This window comes from Hyphobacterium sp., from assembly GCF_965228115.1.
In the GTDB taxonomy this organism is placed as follows: Bacteria; Pseudomonadota; Alphaproteobacteria; order Caulobacterales; family Maricaulaceae; genus Hyphobacterium.
This window is the reverse complement of record NZ_OZ245794.1, coordinates 1,308,551-1,323,988: the sequence shown is the minus strand read 5'-3', so window position 1 is coordinate 1,323,988 and position 15,438 is coordinate 1,308,551. Positions and strand designations below refer to the sequence as shown.

General features: G+C 59.8%; 16 protein-coding genes. 13 read left to right on the top strand and 3 right to left on the bottom strand.

Annotated elements, in window-relative coordinates; genetic code table 11:
- Positions 1-2 precede the first annotated feature (2 nt).
- The 7 genes from ACO079_RS07170 to ACO079_RS07140 all read left to right on the top strand — a co-directional run bounded on the left by ACO079_RS07170 (position 3) and on the right by ACO079_RS07140 (position 7,710).
- Positions 3-1,454, top strand: a complete 1,452-nt coding sequence (locus ACO079_RS07170; RefSeq protein ID WP_421792851.1) for a type II and III secretion system protein family protein — start codon at positions 3-5, stop codon at positions 1,452-1,454.
- Between the two features lie 15 nt (positions 1,455-1,469).
- A complete protein-coding gene (locus ACO079_RS07165) occupies positions 1,470-2,144 on the top strand; it encodes a CpaD family pilus assembly protein (RefSeq protein WP_421792850.1) in 675 nt (224 codons plus the stop codon).
- Positions 2,145-2,154: 10 nt separating this feature from the next.
- On the top strand, positions 2,155-3,687 hold the full coding sequence (locus tag ACO079_RS07160) for an AAA family ATPase (protein WP_421792849.1): 1,533 nt from the start codon (positions 2,155-2,157) through the stop codon (positions 3,685-3,687).
- Between the two features lie 9 nt (positions 3,688-3,696).
- On the top strand, positions 3,697-5,163 hold the full coding sequence (locus ACO079_RS07155; RefSeq protein WP_421792848.1) for a CpaF family protein: 1,467 nt from the start codon (positions 3,697-3,699) through the stop codon (positions 5,161-5,163).
- A gap of 3 nt (positions 5,164-5,166) precedes the next feature.
- A complete protein-coding gene (locus ACO079_RS07150) occupies positions 5,167-6,156 on the top strand; it encodes a type II secretion system F family protein (RefSeq protein WP_421792847.1) in 990 nt (329 codons plus the stop codon).
- 9 nt (positions 6,157-6,165) lie between these two features.
- A complete protein-coding gene (locus ACO079_RS07145; RefSeq protein WP_421792846.1) occupies positions 6,166-7,143 on the top strand; it encodes a type II secretion system F family protein in 978 nt (325 codons plus the stop codon).
- A 90-nt stretch (positions 7,144-7,233) separates the two neighbouring features.
- Positions 7,234-7,710 carry a hypothetical protein gene (locus ACO079_RS07140; protein WP_421792845.1) on the top strand — a complete coding sequence of 159 codons (477 nt, stop codon included), beginning with the start codon at positions 7,234-7,236 and terminating at the stop codon, positions 7,708-7,710.
- On the opposite strand, the gene ACO079_RS07135 is transcribed toward ACO079_RS07140, so the two are convergent.
- Positions 7,707-8,519 carry a tetratricopeptide repeat protein gene (locus ACO079_RS07135; protein ID WP_421792844.1) on the bottom strand — a complete coding sequence of 271 codons (813 nt, stop codon included), beginning with the start codon at positions 8,517-8,519 and terminating at the stop codon, positions 7,707-7,709. The genes ACO079_RS07140 and ACO079_RS07135 overlap by 4 nt on opposite strands.
- A 117-nt stretch (positions 8,520-8,636) precedes the next feature.
- On the opposite strand from ACO079_RS07135, the gene ACO079_RS07130 reads away from it, so the two are divergent.
- On the top strand, positions 8,637-10,001 hold the full coding sequence (locus tag ACO079_RS07130; protein ID WP_421792925.1) for a leucyl aminopeptidase family protein: 1,365 nt from the start codon (positions 8,637-8,639) through the stop codon (positions 9,999-10,001).
- The gene (locus ACO079_RS07125; protein WP_421792843.1) at positions 9,994-10,866 is read left to right on the top strand and encodes an NlpC/P60 family protein; all 873 of its coding nucleotides are present in this window, start codon (positions 9,994-9,996) and stop codon (positions 10,864-10,866) included. Before ACO079_RS07130 ends, ACO079_RS07125 begins: the two co-directional genes overlap by 8 nt.
- On the opposite strand, the gene ACO079_RS07120 is transcribed toward ACO079_RS07125, so the two are convergent.
- Positions 10,863-11,621 (bottom strand): c-type cytochrome, encoded by a 759-nt coding sequence (locus tag ACO079_RS07120; RefSeq protein WP_421792842.1) that lies wholly within the window; start codon positions 11,619-11,621, stop codon positions 10,863-10,865. The two genes, ACO079_RS07125 and ACO079_RS07120, sit on opposite strands and share 4 nt — an antisense overlap.
- Positions 11,622-11,933: 312 nt before the next feature.
- Between ACO079_RS07120 and ACO079_RS07115 the strand changes: the two genes are divergently transcribed.
- Positions 11,934-12,458 carry a porin family protein gene (locus tag ACO079_RS07115; protein ID WP_421792841.1) on the top strand — a complete coding sequence of 175 codons (525 nt, stop codon included), beginning with the start codon at positions 11,934-11,936 and terminating at the stop codon, positions 12,456-12,458.
- A 9-nt stretch (positions 12,459-12,467) separates the two neighbouring features.
- Here the strand turns inward: ACO079_RS07115 and nudC are convergent, their stop codons facing one another.
- The gene (gene nudC / locus ACO079_RS07110; RefSeq protein ID WP_421792840.1) at positions 12,468-13,358 is read right to left on the bottom strand and encodes an NAD(+) diphosphatase; all 891 of its coding nucleotides are present in this window, start codon (positions 13,356-13,358) and stop codon (positions 12,468-12,470) included.
- Between the two features lie 89 nt (positions 13,359-13,447).
- Between nudC and ACO079_RS07105 the strand changes: the two genes are divergently transcribed.
- From ACO079_RS07105 to ACO079_RS07095, 3 genes are read left to right on the top strand one after another with little or no spacing between them, the layout of a single operon-like run.
- Positions 13,448-14,302, top strand: a complete 855-nt coding sequence (locus ACO079_RS07105; RefSeq protein ID WP_421792839.1) for a diacylglycerol/lipid kinase family protein — start codon at positions 13,448-13,450, stop codon at positions 14,300-14,302.
- Entirely contained in the window at positions 14,299-15,078 is a 780-nt protein-coding gene (locus ACO079_RS07100) for a metallophosphoesterase family protein (RefSeq protein WP_421792838.1), read from the top strand. The genes ACO079_RS07105 and ACO079_RS07100 overlap by 4 nt, the downstream gene beginning before the upstream one ends.
- Before the next feature lie 45 nt (positions 15,079-15,123).
- Positions 15,124-15,333, top strand: coding sequence for a hypothetical protein (locus ACO079_RS07095; RefSeq protein ID WP_421792837.1), 210 nt, complete (start codon positions 15,124-15,126; stop codon positions 15,331-15,333).
- The last annotated feature ends 105 nt before the right edge of the window (positions 15,334-15,438 follow it).

Below are 15,438 nucleotides of genomic sequence, written 5' to 3'. Positions count from 1 at the left end.
CCATGGTTCGCGCCCTCATCCTTTCCCTGATGCTGATCGCGCCCGCCTCTATCGCGGCGGCGCAGTCCGGCTCGACGACCATGCAGGTTTACATCACGCAGACCGGCACCGGCCCGCAGTCAGAAGTGCTGGACCTGCCTTTAAGCAAGGCTGCCATCATCCATCTGCCAGTGGATGCGGCTGATGTTCTGGTGACCAATCCGGAAGTGGCCGATGCGGTGATCCGCACGCCAACCCGGGCTTATCTTCTGGGTCAGGCGATCGGCCAGACCAATGCGTTCTTCTTTGATGCGGATGGTAATCTGATCCTGGACCTGGATATCCGGGTTGAACGCGACATGCGCGCCTTGCAAGAGGCGCTGGATCGCTTCCTGCCCGATGGCCGGGTTAATGCCGAAGCCATGAATGATCATATCGTGCTGTCGGGCTCGGTGCGCAGCGCCGCAGAAGCCGATACCGCGCTCCGACTGGCGCAGCGCTGGACGGAGGATCCGGAAAACGTGCTGTCCATGCTGGCCATTGAAGGCCGCGAGCAGGTCATGCTGTCGGTGCGCATTGTTGAAATGCAGCGCACGATCGTCCGCCAGCTGGGGATCAATCTTTCGGCCGCCGGACAGATTGATGATGTCGCCTTTAATGTGGCGACCGAACAGGAATTTTCCCTTGTTGGCCGGGCCCTTAGCGGTCTGAACACCAATCTGACCTATACCGCACAGGGCGGTGGCGATATCTCCAGCGCCGGTGCGTTGATCCAGGCGCTGGAGCGCGTCGGTCTGGTACGCACGCTGGCAGAACCAAACCTCACCGCAATTTCCGGTGAAGCCGCGAACTTCCTGGCCGGGGGTGAATTCCCGGTGCCGGTCGGTCGTGACCGCGACGGCAATATCATCGTTGAATACAAGCAGTTCGGCGTCGGGCTGGGCTTTACACCGGTGGTCCTTTCGGAAGGCCGGATTTCCCTGCGTATCTCGACGGAAATTTCGGAGCTGACCAATCAGGGGTCGCTGGAGCTGGGCGCTCAGGAAGTGACAGACGATCAGGGCAATGTCATTGGCCGTGTGCCCGGGCTGAGCATTCCGGGCCTGAACGTCAATCGCGCCGAGACGACCGTTGAATTGCCCTCTGGCGGCAGCCTCGTGCTGGCCGGCCTAATCCAGGAAGAAACCCGTCAGAATCTCGATGGCGTGCCGGGCGTGCAAAACCTGCCCGTGCTGGGCGCGCTGTTCCGCAGCCGTGACTTTGAAAATCAGGAAACCGAGCTGGTCGTTCTGGTGACGCCTTACCTGGTCGATCCGGTCAATCAGAGCGAAGTGTCCACGCCTGCCGATGGCTTCCGCACGGTCAGCGAGCTGGAGACCCTGTTCCTGGGAAATATCAACCGCGCCTATGCCGTACCCGGTGCCCGCACGGAAGGCCGGTCCTGGAATGGCCCGATCGGCTTCCTGCTGGATTGAGGGGGAAAGAGCGAAATGAAACAGATGACACGCGCCATCCTTCTTCTGCCGGCACTTTTGCTGGCCGCATGCGCCAGCTATCCGGCGCAGTCGAATGTGCTGGGCTTTCCAGAAGCCCGGCCGGTTGAAACAACCGCCCGGATTGACCTGTTGGTCGATCATCAGGCCAACGGGCTGGTCTGGTCACAGCTCGGCCAGTTCAGTGCCTTTGTAGACCATTACAAATCCAACGGTCATGGCCCGATCGTGCTGTCCTATCCGCATGGAGGCAGCCATGACGGCGCGGCGCAGGGCGCGCTTTCCGAGCTGCGGACCTTCCTGGATTCGCAAGGTGTTTCCGCGCGTTACACTGAAGAAGGCCCGTATGACGCCACCGGCATGGGCAATGCGCCGGTGATCGTCAGCTACCGGCATTATGCGGCCGAGATGCCGGCCGAGTGCGTTGGACGACAGTGGGATGACCTGGCGCGGGAGCGGAATAATCAGGCCTATGCCGGATTCGGCTGTTTCATGGCACAAAACCGCGCCGCCATGATCGGCGATCCCTATCATCTTGAAGGACCGACGGATTCCGGTGCACCCGACAGTGCCCGCCGTCAGACCGTACTCGACACCTATCGCCGCGGCGAACCGACGGGCACGCAACGCCGGGACGATGAAAGCGGCGCCGTTTCCTCGGCGGTGGATTAAGGCTGACCCTATGGCTGAACCTCAATCATATGATGATGATTTCCTCGACGAGGACGAGTTTCTCGATCCCACCGAGGTCGAACGCCGCCTGCTAAGCGATGGCGATGACGGCTTTGAAGAATTCGGCGATCAAAGCGGTTTTGAAACGCCGGCTGAACCGGCCCGGGCGTTTGGATCGCGTAAGCCTGCTGGAGAGGCCCCAGCGAACCCGGAACCTCAGGCCGATGCCTACAGCGAATGGGATGACCCGCCAGCGCCCGAGGCCCCACAGGGGCCCGAAGAGGTCAATTTCGGTGAATATGACATCGGCGCGCTTTCCGACCCTCTGATGGGCGAGATTGATGATGATTTGCCCGATCAACCCATTCCGCGGATCACCATTCATGCCTTCTGCGAACGTCCTGAAAGCGGTGCGCTGGTCCATAATGCGGCCAATGACCGGCGCTTGTCGCGTGCCCATGTCGAGGTTGAACTCGGCGGGCTCCCTGCGGCCATTGAACGCTTTGGCAGCCAGTCCACGCCTGACCTTCTGATCATTGAAAGCGGGATGCGCGGGCAGGGCCTGTTTGACCAGCTGGAAGAGCTTGCCGGGGTTTGCGATCCGGACACGAAAGTCATCATTATTGGCGCGGCCAATGATATCTCCCTCTATCGCGAGCTGATGAAGCGCGGGGTGAGCGAATATCTCGTCCCGCCCATGTCTCCGCTGCATCTGATCAAGACGGTTTCCAACCTCTATCTGGATCCTGAAGCGCCCTTTGCAGGGAAGACGATTGCCTTTATTGGCGCGAAAGGCGGCGTTGGCGCTTCGACTGTGGCGCACAATACGGCCTGGTGCATTTCTGAAAGCACGATGTCGGACTGTGTGTTGGTGGATATGGATTTGTCCTTCGGCACGGCCGGTCTCGATTTCAATCAGGACCCGGCACAGACGCTGGGTGATGCGCTGGCTGATCCGGATCGTCTGGATGAAGCCCTGCTGGATAGGCTTCTGGTGCGCTGTACCGACCGGTTGTCGCTGTTCTCTGCGCCAGCAACTCTGGATAAAGACTGGGATTTTGGCCCGGACGCCTATGACACCGTAATCGACACGGTGCGCCGGGCGGCGCCGTTTATCACACTCGATCTGCCGCACACCTGGTCGCCTTGGGTGAAGCAGACCATTCTCAGCGCGGATCAGGTCGTTGTGACGGTGACACCGGAACTGGCCTCGCTGCGCAATGCCAAAAACCTGTTTGATCTGGTGCACGCTTCGCGTCCGAATGACGAGCCGCCGAAGGTTGTCGTCAACATGGCGGGCATTGCCAAGCGTCCGGAGATTCCGGTGAAGGATTTTGCCGAGGCTCTGGGCGTTCAGCCCTCCCTGGTGTTGCCGTTCGAGCCGCAACTGTTCGGCAAGGCAGCGAATGACGGTCAGATGATCGCCGAGGTCGATCCCAAATCAAAAGCGGCGGAAGGCTTTTCACATCTTGCGGAGATGATTTCGGGCCGCGTCGCGGCGCCGAAGAAGAAAGGCCTTTTTGGAGGTCTGTTCGGAAAGTGATGAGACGTCATGTTCGGTAAGCGCGACGCTGTTGCAACCAGACCAGATCCGAAGCCGGCCCCTGCGCCGGCTTCGCCTGCGCCTGCTGCTGCCGAAAAACCAAAGCCGAAACCGGCAGAAAAACCGGCAGGCAAGCCGGCGAACATGCCCAAGCCGGCGCCGAAGGTAAAACCCGTTGCAACCACGGCAGACAGCCAGCGTACGGACGAATATTACGCCATCAAAACCACAATCTTCAACGCGCTGATCGATACGATCGATCTCGGCGCGCTGGCGCAGCTGGACAATGAAACGGCAGCCGAAGAGATCCGCGACATCGTCACCGAAATCATCTCGATCAAGAATGTCGCGATGTCGATTGCCGAGCAGGAACGCCTGCTGCAGGACATCTGTAATGACGTGCTGGGCTATGGCCCGTTGGAGCCTTTGCTGGCGCGCGATGATATCGCCGACATCATGGTCAATGGCGCGGGCGATGTGTTCATCGAAGTCTCGGGCCGGGTTGAAAAGACCAATATCCGCTTCCGGGATAATGGTCAGCTTATGAATATCTGTCAGCGGATTGTGAGCCAGGTGGGCCGCCGGGTTGATGAAGCCAGCCCGATCTGTGACGCGCGTCTCGCGGACGGCTCTCGTGTGAACGTGATTGCGCCGCCGCTGGCGCTGGATGGGCCGACGCTGACCATCCGGAAATTTAAAAAAGACAAGCTGCGCATGTCGAATCTGGTGGATTTCGGGTCCATCTCGCCGGAAGGCGCGAAAGTTCTCGAAATCATCGGGGCCTCGCGGTGTAACGTGCTTATCTCGGGCGGAACCGGTTCCGGTAAGACGACGCTGCTCAATTGTATGACCGGCTTTATCAGCGAAGAAGAGCGCATCATCACCTGCGAAGATGCCGCCGAACTTCAGCTGCAACAGCCGCATGTGGTGCGTTTGGAAACCCGCCCGAAAAACCTGGAGGGCTCTGGCGAGGTTACCATGCGCGACCTCGTGAAGAACTGCCTGCGGATGCGTCCGGAACGCATCATTGTGGGTGAGGTGCGTGGCCCGGAAGCCTTCGACCTCTTACAGGCCATGAATACCGGTCACGATGGTTCGATGGGTACGCTGCACGCCAATAGCCCGCGTGAAGGCCTGTCGCGGATTGAATCGATGATCACGATGGGCGGCTATAATCTGCCCTCCAAAACCATTCGCGAAATGATTGCAGGCTCGATTGATATTGTCGTGCAGGCCGCGCGGATGCGCGATGGCTCGCGGAAAATCACCCACATCACCGAGGTAATGGGCATGGAGGGCGACGTCATCATCACCCAGGACCTTTTCCTCTACGAGATTGAGGGCGAGGATGCCGATGGGAAGATCACCGGTGCTCATAAATCGACCGGCATTGCGCGCCCGCGCTTCTGGGATCGTGCGCGCTATTATGGGCTTGAGCGTGACCTGGCCGCAGCCCTGGATGCGGCGGAGGGCTAGGCCATGAATGGTCAACTTCCTCTTTTATTTGCGGCGGTCGCAGCGTTTTTCGCGGTTGGCGGCGTTGGCTGGGTCGTGGCCGGTGCCCTGAGCGATGGCCAGAAATCGGCGCGCAAGAAAGCCGTCATGTCCGCGAGCGGCGGACGCAAACCGCGCAAGGCCGAAGCCGATAGCAGCCAGAATCGCAAGAAACAGGTCGCAGAGTCCCTCAAGGAAATTGAGGACAAGCAAAAAAGCGCCAAGAAAAAGTCGCTGACGCTGAAGTCGCGGATTGCGCAGGCCGGTTTCACCTTTTCAGTCCAGACCTTCTGGATTGCGTCGGGCGTATTGGCCATCCTTGGCTTCCTCGGTGCGTTCATGACCGGGCAAAGTTTCCTGATCTCGGGCGGGCTCGCGATTGCGGCGGGTCTGGGCCTGCCGCGCTGGTTCCTTTCCATGCGCCGCGCCGGCCGCCAGAAAAAGTTCACGGCCGAGTTTGCCAATGCGCTCGACATCATCGTGCGCGGCATCAAGTCCGGCCTGCCCTTGAATGAGTGCATCAAGGTGATCGCACGCGAAGCGCCCGACCCGGTCGGACCAGAGTTCGCCAAGCTGGTCGAAGCCCAGGCGGTCGGTGTCTCGCTTGAAGACGGTACCAAGAAAATGGTTGAGCGCATGCCGCTGCCTGAGCTCAACTTCTTTTCTACCGTGCTGACCATTCAGGCCAAGACCGGTGGTAATCTGGCGGAAGCGCTGGGCAATCTCTCTGCCGTTCTGCGGTCGCGGAAAATGATGCGCGAAAAGATCGGCGCGCTATCGTCTGAAGCCAAAGCCTCGGCCATGATCATCGGTGCGCTGCCGCCGGGTGTTCTGGCGATCGTATATTTCACCACGCCATCCTACATGACCGCCATGTTCGTTGAGCCGAAAGGCCAGCTGATGCTGCTCGGCGGTGCCATGTGGATGGGGCTCGGCATCCTGATGATGCGCGGCATGATTAACTTCAAACATTAGGGGGCGGCGATGGGCTTTGAAGATATCGCCGAGCTGGTCACCAACCCGCAATTCATCTGGTCCGCGATTGCGGCCATTGCCGTGTTCGCCACCGTGGTGACGCTGACCTCGCCCATGATGGGTCAGAACAAGCTGGATAAGCGGATCAAGGGCGTTCAGAACCGTAAGGAAGAACTGCGCCGCAAATCGCGGGAAGCGATGGAAGAAGCCCATGCCTCCAAGCTGCGCGGCAAGGAAAGCAAGGGCCTCGCCACTTCTGTTGTGCAAGGCCTCAATCTTCAAAAGCTGTTTGAAGATCCGGATCTGAAAGACAAGCTTCAACAGGCGGGTTTCCGGGGCAATGGCCCGGTGATGACCTTCTATTTCTTCAGACTGGCCGCCCCGATCTTGTTGTTTGCGGCCGCGGCGTTTTACGTCTTTTTCGTCAATGATTTTGGCTTGCCGACGATCACGCGCTGGTGTGTTGCTGCGGGTCTGGGCATGGCGGGTTATTACGCGCCCAATCTCTATCTCACAAATGCCGCTTCCAAGCGTCAGCAATCCATCATGCAGGCTTTCCCCGACGGGCTGGACTTGCTGCTCATCTGTGTGGAAGCGGGCATGTCGATTGAAGCCGCCTTTCAGAAAGTTTCTCAGGAAGTGGGCGCGCAATCGATAGAGCTGGCCGAGGAACTCTCGCTGACCACCGCTGAATTGTCTTACCTGCAAGACCGGCGTTCAGCGTATGAAAATCTCGCCAAGCGGACCAATCATCCCGGTGTGAAGGCGGTTGCGACTGCGCTCATTCAAGCCGAACGGTATGGAACGCCACTCGGCCAGGCCTTACGCGTCATGGCCAAGGAAAACCGCGATATGCGCCTGGCCAACGCCGAGAAAAAAGCCGCGGCTCTGCCCGCCAAGCTGACCGTGCCGATGATCGTTTTCTTCTTGCCGGTGCTGTTCGTCGTGATCCTCGGCCCGGCCATCATGCGCTACCAGGCGATGTAATCACTCGCTTTTCGGGCGTGAGCTCTCGCCAAGCGGATTTCATGCCGCTACAACGGCGTGATGCTGGGACTGCGGACAAAGACTTCCCGTTTGGAATCCAATGCGATTGCCAGCCGCGCAAGTGAGGCGGCGCTGGCCGCCTTGGCGCGTGGTGATACCGGCAAGGCCAGGACCGAGCTGACCGCTGTTCCCAAACGGATCGATTTTGCTGAAACCGGATGGAAGGTTGCTTTGGTTGGATCGTTGCTCGAATTGGCCAATGGAAAGCGCAAGACTGGTCTCAACCAGCTGGTGAAAGTGTTCCAGCGGCTCAATGACACCAGCCTCTCGGGCGATGACAAAGGGTATTTGCGCCTGTTTGCGCTGTACCGCGCCATCGAGCATTCGCGCGATGGCCGCGCACCGGCGGCTCTGCGCGATCATGCCGAGGATTTCCGGTTTGATACCACGCTGGTCAATCCGGAACTGAAGAAGCATTTCCCGCTGAAACGCGTTGAAAAACCGGTGGAAGACGTTTCGCCACCCCCCTTCCCGTCGGGGATGGGGTCCAGCGAAGTGCCGGTCTAGCGCATACCCGAGGAATCGCTGATCGCGTCCCAACGCCGCCCTGTGGTCAGCATGGCGCGGACATAGGACATATTGGCTTCTGCCGTTTGCGGGCTGACATCGACCCGGGCCATGGCTTCGGCTTCCTCGAACCGGCCCTGCAGGGCGATCACCAGAGCCAGATTCTGGCGCACGGTGGCCTCTGCATTTGGACGGATCATCGCTTCACGCAAAATGCGTTCGGCTTGTTCGGCCTGACCGTCGAAGGCGTAGGACAGGGCGAGGTTTGACAAGACAGACGGTTCGCCAGGCGAAATCATCAGGGCGGCCTGATATTTTTCGCGGGATTGGGCGCGAAGCCCCGCCTGTTCATAGGCGACACCGAGAATATTCATCACCCGCCAGTCGTCGGGCCGCGCCATGGACACCCGTGTCAGCGACTCGATCGCGCGCGGGCCATGCCCGGATTCGGTCAGAGCTGTGCCATAGGCCAGCTGCAGATCCATATCCTGGGGATGCAGCGCCATGGCCTGGCGCGCGACTTCTGCGGCCCGCTGGCTCTGACCGATGCGGCGCAGTACGCGCGAAAGCTCCGTCGCGGCTTCCAGATCTGCGGGATTTAGTTCGTGTGCCTCGGCCCAGAAAGCGGCCTGGGTCAGCATGTCCTGGCTGCGGATGGCTTGGCGTTCGGCCTGGCTGGCAGGCACAATTGAGGCCCGCTGGATCAGGTCATCAGCCATGGCCTGTTCCTGCTCGGTTCGGCCTGTCGCGCAAGCGCTCAGCGTCGCAGCGGCAGCGGCCATCGCTATGAGTTTTGTCAGGGTCCGCATGGGCGAAGTCCTTTACCGGTCTTATCCGCGCATTACTGTTCGCTGCGCCGGTCAAGATTGCGTTAATCCATTGGGCCGGTTTGTTTGGACATGGCGGATTTTGATGAGGTTGGCCGGATGAGTACGATTTTCCCGAAGAAAACGTCCAAGGCGCGCACCCTGCTGGCGGTGCCGGCCAGCCTGTGTTCTTCCCTTCCGGAGCCGGTGACAGCGCAGGGCAAGGCGGTGGCCGCTGCAAATGAATTCAAGGGTGAGGCGGGCCAGATTATCCTTTTGCCTGTCGGCAGCGGCGTGGATGCGCTGATCGGTTTGGGCAATGCCAGTGATGCGTTTGCGTTCGGCGATGCCGCCAAGACCCTCCCGGAAGGCGACTGGACGCTCTCAGGCGATCTCGGCGAGATTGATCCGACGATGGCCATGGTCGCCTTCGGAGCCGGGGCCTATCAATTCACGCGCTATAAAAAAGCTAACCGCAAACCGGCCAGGCTGTGCCCCGTTGAAGGCGCGGATGCCGCAGAGGCGGACCGGGTTGTCCGGTCGATCTGGCTGGCACGCGATCTGGTGAATACGCCTGCCGGTGATATGGACCCGGCTGCCCTGCAGGAAGAAACCGAAAAGCTGGCGAAAGAATTTGGCGGCATCTGTACGGCGGTTATCGGGGATGATCTTCTGAAAGAGCGCTATGGCATGATCCACGCTGTAGGCCGGGCTGCCCAGAGTGCACCGCGCCTGATCGAGCTGGAATGGGGTGATCCGAAACATCCGCGTCTGGCGCTGGTGGGGAAGGGGATCACCTTTGATTCCGGCGGGCTGGATATCAAACCGGCGGCCGGCATGCGGCTTATGAAGAAAGATATGGGCGGGGCGGCGAATACGCTGGCGCTGGCGCGGCTGGTCATGGATGCCAAGCTGCCGGTGCGGCTTCACGTGCTGATTGCCGCAGCTGAAAACGCGATCAGCGGCAATGCCTTCCGGCCCGGCGATATTCTCACCTCGCGCGCCGGGCTGACGGTCGAGATTGATAATACGGATGCCGAAGGGCGGCTTGTCCTTGGCGACGCCTTGACCAAGGCGGTTGAGGACGAGCCGGATCTGATCCTGGATTTTGCCACGCTGACCGGGGCCGCCCGGATTGCGCTCGGTCCGGAGCTGGCCCCCTTCTATACCGATGATGAAAAACTGGCAGATGCGCTTAACGCAGGCGGCGCAATGGTCGCCGATCCCTTGTGGCGGATGCCGCTCTGGGAGGGGTATGACAAGCAACTGGATGGCCCGATTTCTGACCTCAAGAATACAGGCGATGGCGGATTTGCCGGTTCGATCACGGCTGCGCTCTTCCTGCGCCGGTTCACCGGCGGGAGACGCTGGTGCCATTTCGACATCTTTGCTTGGAACCCCAAGGACCGTCCCGGCCGCCCGGTGGGCGGAGAAATGCTGGGATCCCGTGCCGCCTGGGAGGCCTTGAAGACGCTCTATGGCTGATTACCGCAACCATCCCCGCATCGTACCGGCCCGGCCCGACATCGCGGCGGCGCACCTTGAAGGGCAGGTCGATGCCGAGCGCTTTGTAGACCCTGTTGATATGCAAACCACGGCGGGTGTTACGTCCATCCGGCGCGCGCCGCAGGATGATGCGGAGATGGACCAGCAGCTCTTGTTCGGCGAGGTCTTTGCCGCGCTTGAGGAGCGTGACGGTTGGGCCTGGGGCTATTCGCGCCATGATGGCTATGTCGGCTATGTCGATATGGCGGCGCTCTCACAGCCTGTTGATGCGGTTACCCACCGGGTTTCTGCCCTGCGAACCTATCTGTTTTCAGAACCGGATCTGAAATCGGCGCCGCACTGCCTGCTCTCGATGAATGCCAAAATCGCATCTGGCGAAAAGCAAGGCCGGTTTATCCGCGCTGGTCACCATGGCTGGGTGTTTGAAGGGCATCTGGTGCCGTTGGATCATGCCGCACCGGATTTTGTCGCGATTGCCGAACGGTTTGAGGGCGCTCCCTATCTCTGGGGCGGCAAGGAGAGCCTGGGGCTGGATTGTTCCGGGCTTGTCCAGACGTCGCTGGAAGCCGCCGGGATTCGGGTTTTCCGGGATTCAGCCGTTCAGGAAGGTGAATTTGCCGAGCGCTGGACAAATATGGGTGTTGAGGCACCGCGCCAGCGCGGCGATATCGTTTTCTGGAAGGGGCATGTTGGCATCATGGTGAGCGAGACTGATCTCATTCACGCCAATGCGACCTTTATGGAAACCAAAATCGAACCGGTTGCCGAGACAGAAAGACGGGCGGTCGCCAGCGGCTTGCCAGCGACCTCCGTTGTCAGACTGACGGATTACGAACCGGCTTAGTTGCCGTCCTCGTCCTGAGGTTCGTCACCGGAATCGCCTTCTGTAACGGCGTCTTCAAGCGCGTCGAGCTGCTCGTCGACCATGTCAGCGGCCTGGTCAGCCGCTTCGACGGCTTCTGCTTCCAGAGTATCCGGAGCCGCTTCGATCACGGCGGCTGCGTCTTCGATCATGTCGCCCGCTGCCTCTACCACATCGGCAACAGCAGGCGCCGGAAAGGCCACCGGATTGCTTGATAGCGTGCCCAGATAGGCCAGCAGGTCGGCGCGGTCGGCTTCATCGCGAATACCGGCGAATGCCATGGCTGTGCCATTCATATAGCCGCGCGGGCTTGCAATGAAAGCGTCCAGGTTTTCATAGGTCCATTCGCCCGGGAATTCGGCCATTACAGAAGAATAGCTGAAGCCCGGATAGGCCCCGATGTCACGGCCAACCACTTCCCACATATTGGGTCCCTGCAGATTGCCCGCATCCGGTGCTGCATTGTGGCACGACACACAGCGGCGGAACAGACGCTCACCGGCCGAGGCATCGGCTGCGGCCAGCAAGGTGCCCAGATCCAGCGCTTCTTCTTCGACCGGCGCGCTGGAAGTGCTGCCACCCAGGACTTCGGCCAGATCAATCGGATAAGCGAGATCCGCGCTCTCGCCATGATCGTCTTCAGAGAAAACGATGTCGCCAACAACGCCAATAACCATGACCAGCAGAACCATACTGATCGCTACGGCCGCTACTTTATTCCAGAAGAGATCGCCCATTTAGGCCCCCAAGGGTTCGTTTCGCGCGCTGTTTGGCACGCACTGTGCGGCCAATCAACTGCCTCATGTTGTCGCTGATTTAGCGGGCCTGACGGGGGGCGTCCAGTGGCGCAGTGTCGCGCTTTCTCCTCGCTTGCGTATTTCGGGAATTTAAGCCTGCATTCAGCAGGCATTCATGTGCAGCGGAAAACGCTGTGAAAGTTGAGGTTGGGTGGTTGTGCTCGAGGGCCTCCATTCACATGTCAATGCCAGCGGCTCTTATGGAGCCGTGTTTTCATAACCTTAGTCCCCCCAACGAAAGGTCTTTTTAAAATGTTGCGCACACTTGCTTCTGCTTCCGCCCTGGCCCTGGCTGCGGCGGCTTCTTCTTTCGCCGGCGAAGGCGATTTTACTGTCGGTGCCGGATATTCTCACGTCGATCTGGATGGCGCGTCCGTTGGCGCGATCACCCTGCGCGGTGGCTATGAATTCACCAATTATCTTGGCGTCGAAGGCCAGGTTGATATCGGTATTGCCGATGACACGGTAACGGTGCTGGCCACGCCGATTGATGTCGAGCTGAATTATGCCGCCAGCCTGTTCGGTGTGGCGCGCGCGCCGCTGGCCCCGAATTTCAATCTGCTGGCCCGCATCGGCTACACCACCGCAGAGGTGGAAGCGTCCGTGCCGGGCTTCTCCTTGTCAGATGATGCGGATGGGTTTGCCTATGGTGTCGGCGCCGAGTTTTTCGTCGACGACCATAACGGGTTCCGCTTTGACTATACACGCCACGACTTTGATGGCGGCGATGGCGATGTCTTCGGGCTGCATTATGTCCGCCGCTTTGGCGGCCGGTAAGCCGGCCGGCTAGCTGGACCAGACTTCCAGTAACCGCCGCGCGATGGCGATTTTCGGCGGAATATCCGCTTCGGGGTGCGTGCCAGATATCATGGCGCGCACCTCGTCTTTTGAGAACCAGCGCGCGTCCTCGATCTCGTGCTTGTCGACCTGAATGTCCACAGTCACCGCTTCCAAAATCAGTCCGATCATCAGGGAGGAAGCAAACGGCCAGGGCTGGTTGTCAATGATCTCTGCCGTGGCCGGGTTGCATTGAATGCCTGATTCCTCGATCACTTCCCGCGCCGCGCCCTGCGCAATCGTCTCGCCGGGTTCCATGAACCCGGCCAGTGCCGACCACATGCGCGGCGGCCAGCCTTCCTGGCGGCCCAAAAGGCACCAGTCATCCTTGACCGCCAACATGATCACAACCGGATCAACGCGCGGGAAATGCTCGGTACCACAGGCCGGGCAGCTTCGTTTTCGACCCGCTTCGATCTGGATGGTTTCAGCCCCGCAGTTTGAACAGAAGCGATGCTTGCGCCGCCATTCTATCAAGGCACGGGCCTGGGCGAGTATGCCGGTTTCATTGATCGATAGCTGCATGGCGGCCATGCGGGTGTCTGTGATCTTTGCGCCTTCCGGCGGTGCGGCATCGAGCGCCAGATCAATCGCATAAAGCGGGGCTTCGCCTTCAAGACCTAGCAGCATGGGCGGTCCGGATTGCGGCAGGGCATTGGCCGCGGCAAACGACAGGCGGAACAGCCGGCTATCAGACAAGGCCGGATTGGCCTTTTGAAACAGGATGGCCAAGGCATCCGGATGGAGTTCCAATCGCGCCAGCGCGTCTTCATCCCGCCGCAAATCTTCGAGGCGGTCGAGATCCGATCCACAAAAGGCCAAAGGCGACCGATCCGGCATGTCGTCTTCCTTATGTCGCGGCTTGCATGGTATGGCGCAGGGGCATTTGGTTTCATCCCGTTGATCAACACTAGAGTCAGGACGACAGCTTGTCGAAGACAGCGCTCATTCTTGTTCACAATACGCGGTCCGGGGCGTTTCAGCGCGGTCTGACATTGGAGGATTTACGGGAAAGCCTTCACGCGGCGGGCTGGGTGATTGACACCGAATTGGACCTGTCGAGCGAAACCGACGAGCTCGAGCAATTGGATGTTCCGGCAGACTCTGTAGTGGCCATTGCTGGCGGGGACGGCACAATCATGTCGGTCTTGAACTCACTGGCTCAAAAACAAATCGAACAACCCGTTCTCGTTCTGCCGTGTGGAACGGCGAATCTTCTGGCGCGCCAACTTCATCGCGACCTGGATCTGGACGCGGTGCTGGACCGGGGCCGCAAAGGCCAAACCCGGTCACTGAAGCTGGGCTCGGCCAATGATCAGATCTTTGCCGTCGCGGCGGCGATCGGGTTTTCGCCTGCAGCGGTGCAAGTGCGCGAAGAGGTCCGCGAGAAAGGCGTGTTTGGTCGCTTCCGGAGATATGCCCGGCTGGCGCGGGCCGGATTGCATTCTGTTTTTACCCGCTCCATGCGCGTGCAGCTGGATGACGCGCCCGCAATAAAGGCGAGGGCGATTTATGCGCAATGCCCGAAACCCGACGCGGCCAGGGATGGCCTGCAATTGACAGGTGGTAATGCCCGCAATGTCGCCGAGCTTGCCGCCGGGCTGGCGGAATTTGCGGGTGGCAATCAAGAGGCCTCAGGCGCTCTCTGGAGCCAGTCTGCCCACCGGGTGCGCGTAACCTCCCGGCGGCGGATTCCGGTCATTCTGGATGGCGAGCCGCAATGGATGACATCGCCTGTCTCCCTTGAATTTGGACAGCACAGCCTCAACGTCATTGTAACATGACCCGCCTTGTTCACATTGCTGATCTCCACTTTGGCGACGAAGATGCGCGTCTGGTGGCGGACTTTATTGACGGGCTGGGAGCCCTGTCAGCAGACGTCGTGGTGGTTGCAGGCGACCTCACCCAGACCGGCTCGAAGCGCGAGTTCGCTCAGGCGGCCGAGTTTCTTGAGGCGATCAAATGCCCCACAGTTTTGACCCCGGGAAACCATGACACACCGCTATTGAACATCGGGGCCCGCCTGACGCGGCCCTGGCGGCGTCTTCAGAAAGCCATTGGCGAGCACGCCGATGACCGGTGGTGGTCCGAAGCGGTTCAGATTGAAAGCTTCAACTCCTCGCGTGGCACGCAATTGCGGTTGGATTGGTCCCTTGGCGTGGTTTCAGAAAAGAAGCTGACGGACCCGCTCGCGGCTTTGGATGCGAGCGAAGCGGCGACAAAAGTGCTGACGGCCCATCATCCCATCGTCTCACCCCTGGCGCAGCGTGGCCGCGCTCGGACCCTCAGGGCGGACAAGTTTGCAAAACCGATCGCGTCCGCTGCCGATCTGATTTTGACCGGCCACTTGCATCAATCTTTTGCCTGCCCGCTGGACATACAGGGGCGGAGGAGCTGGTTTGTCGGCGCGGCGACCGCGTTTTCCTCTCGCACACGGGACGAGCCTGCCGGATTTAATGTGATCGAGGCTGAAGCGGCGTCATTTGACTGGACGCGATATGTCGCCAGCGAAGGCCGGTTTGAAAAAACAGACACCTCGCGCCTTGACAGAAAATTGTAAATGAGAATTATTATCAATACACCGTACTTTTAAAAGAGGTATTTGATGTCAGCCGAAATTCGGGTCGCAGGGGTGAATGCAAACGCGTCATCGTCGTCGCCAGCTGCCATAGAAATCGCGACGCGCGATTGGCTGGAAACACAGGCGAAGGTGGCGGGATATTGGCGCGACTTGTTGATCGATTCGAATGGGGACCTCGACCTTATCGAAGCGCTGGACGTGCATGAGATGTTTCTTCGCTCTGCCGCCGGTTGAAAACATTCGGGGCGGCAATTTGCGCGGAGCCGGCAAGGAAGATCTGCGCTAAGCTGAGCAGATGATCCGAGTTCTGTTCGCCTTGTCTTGCCTGTGCCTCTTTGC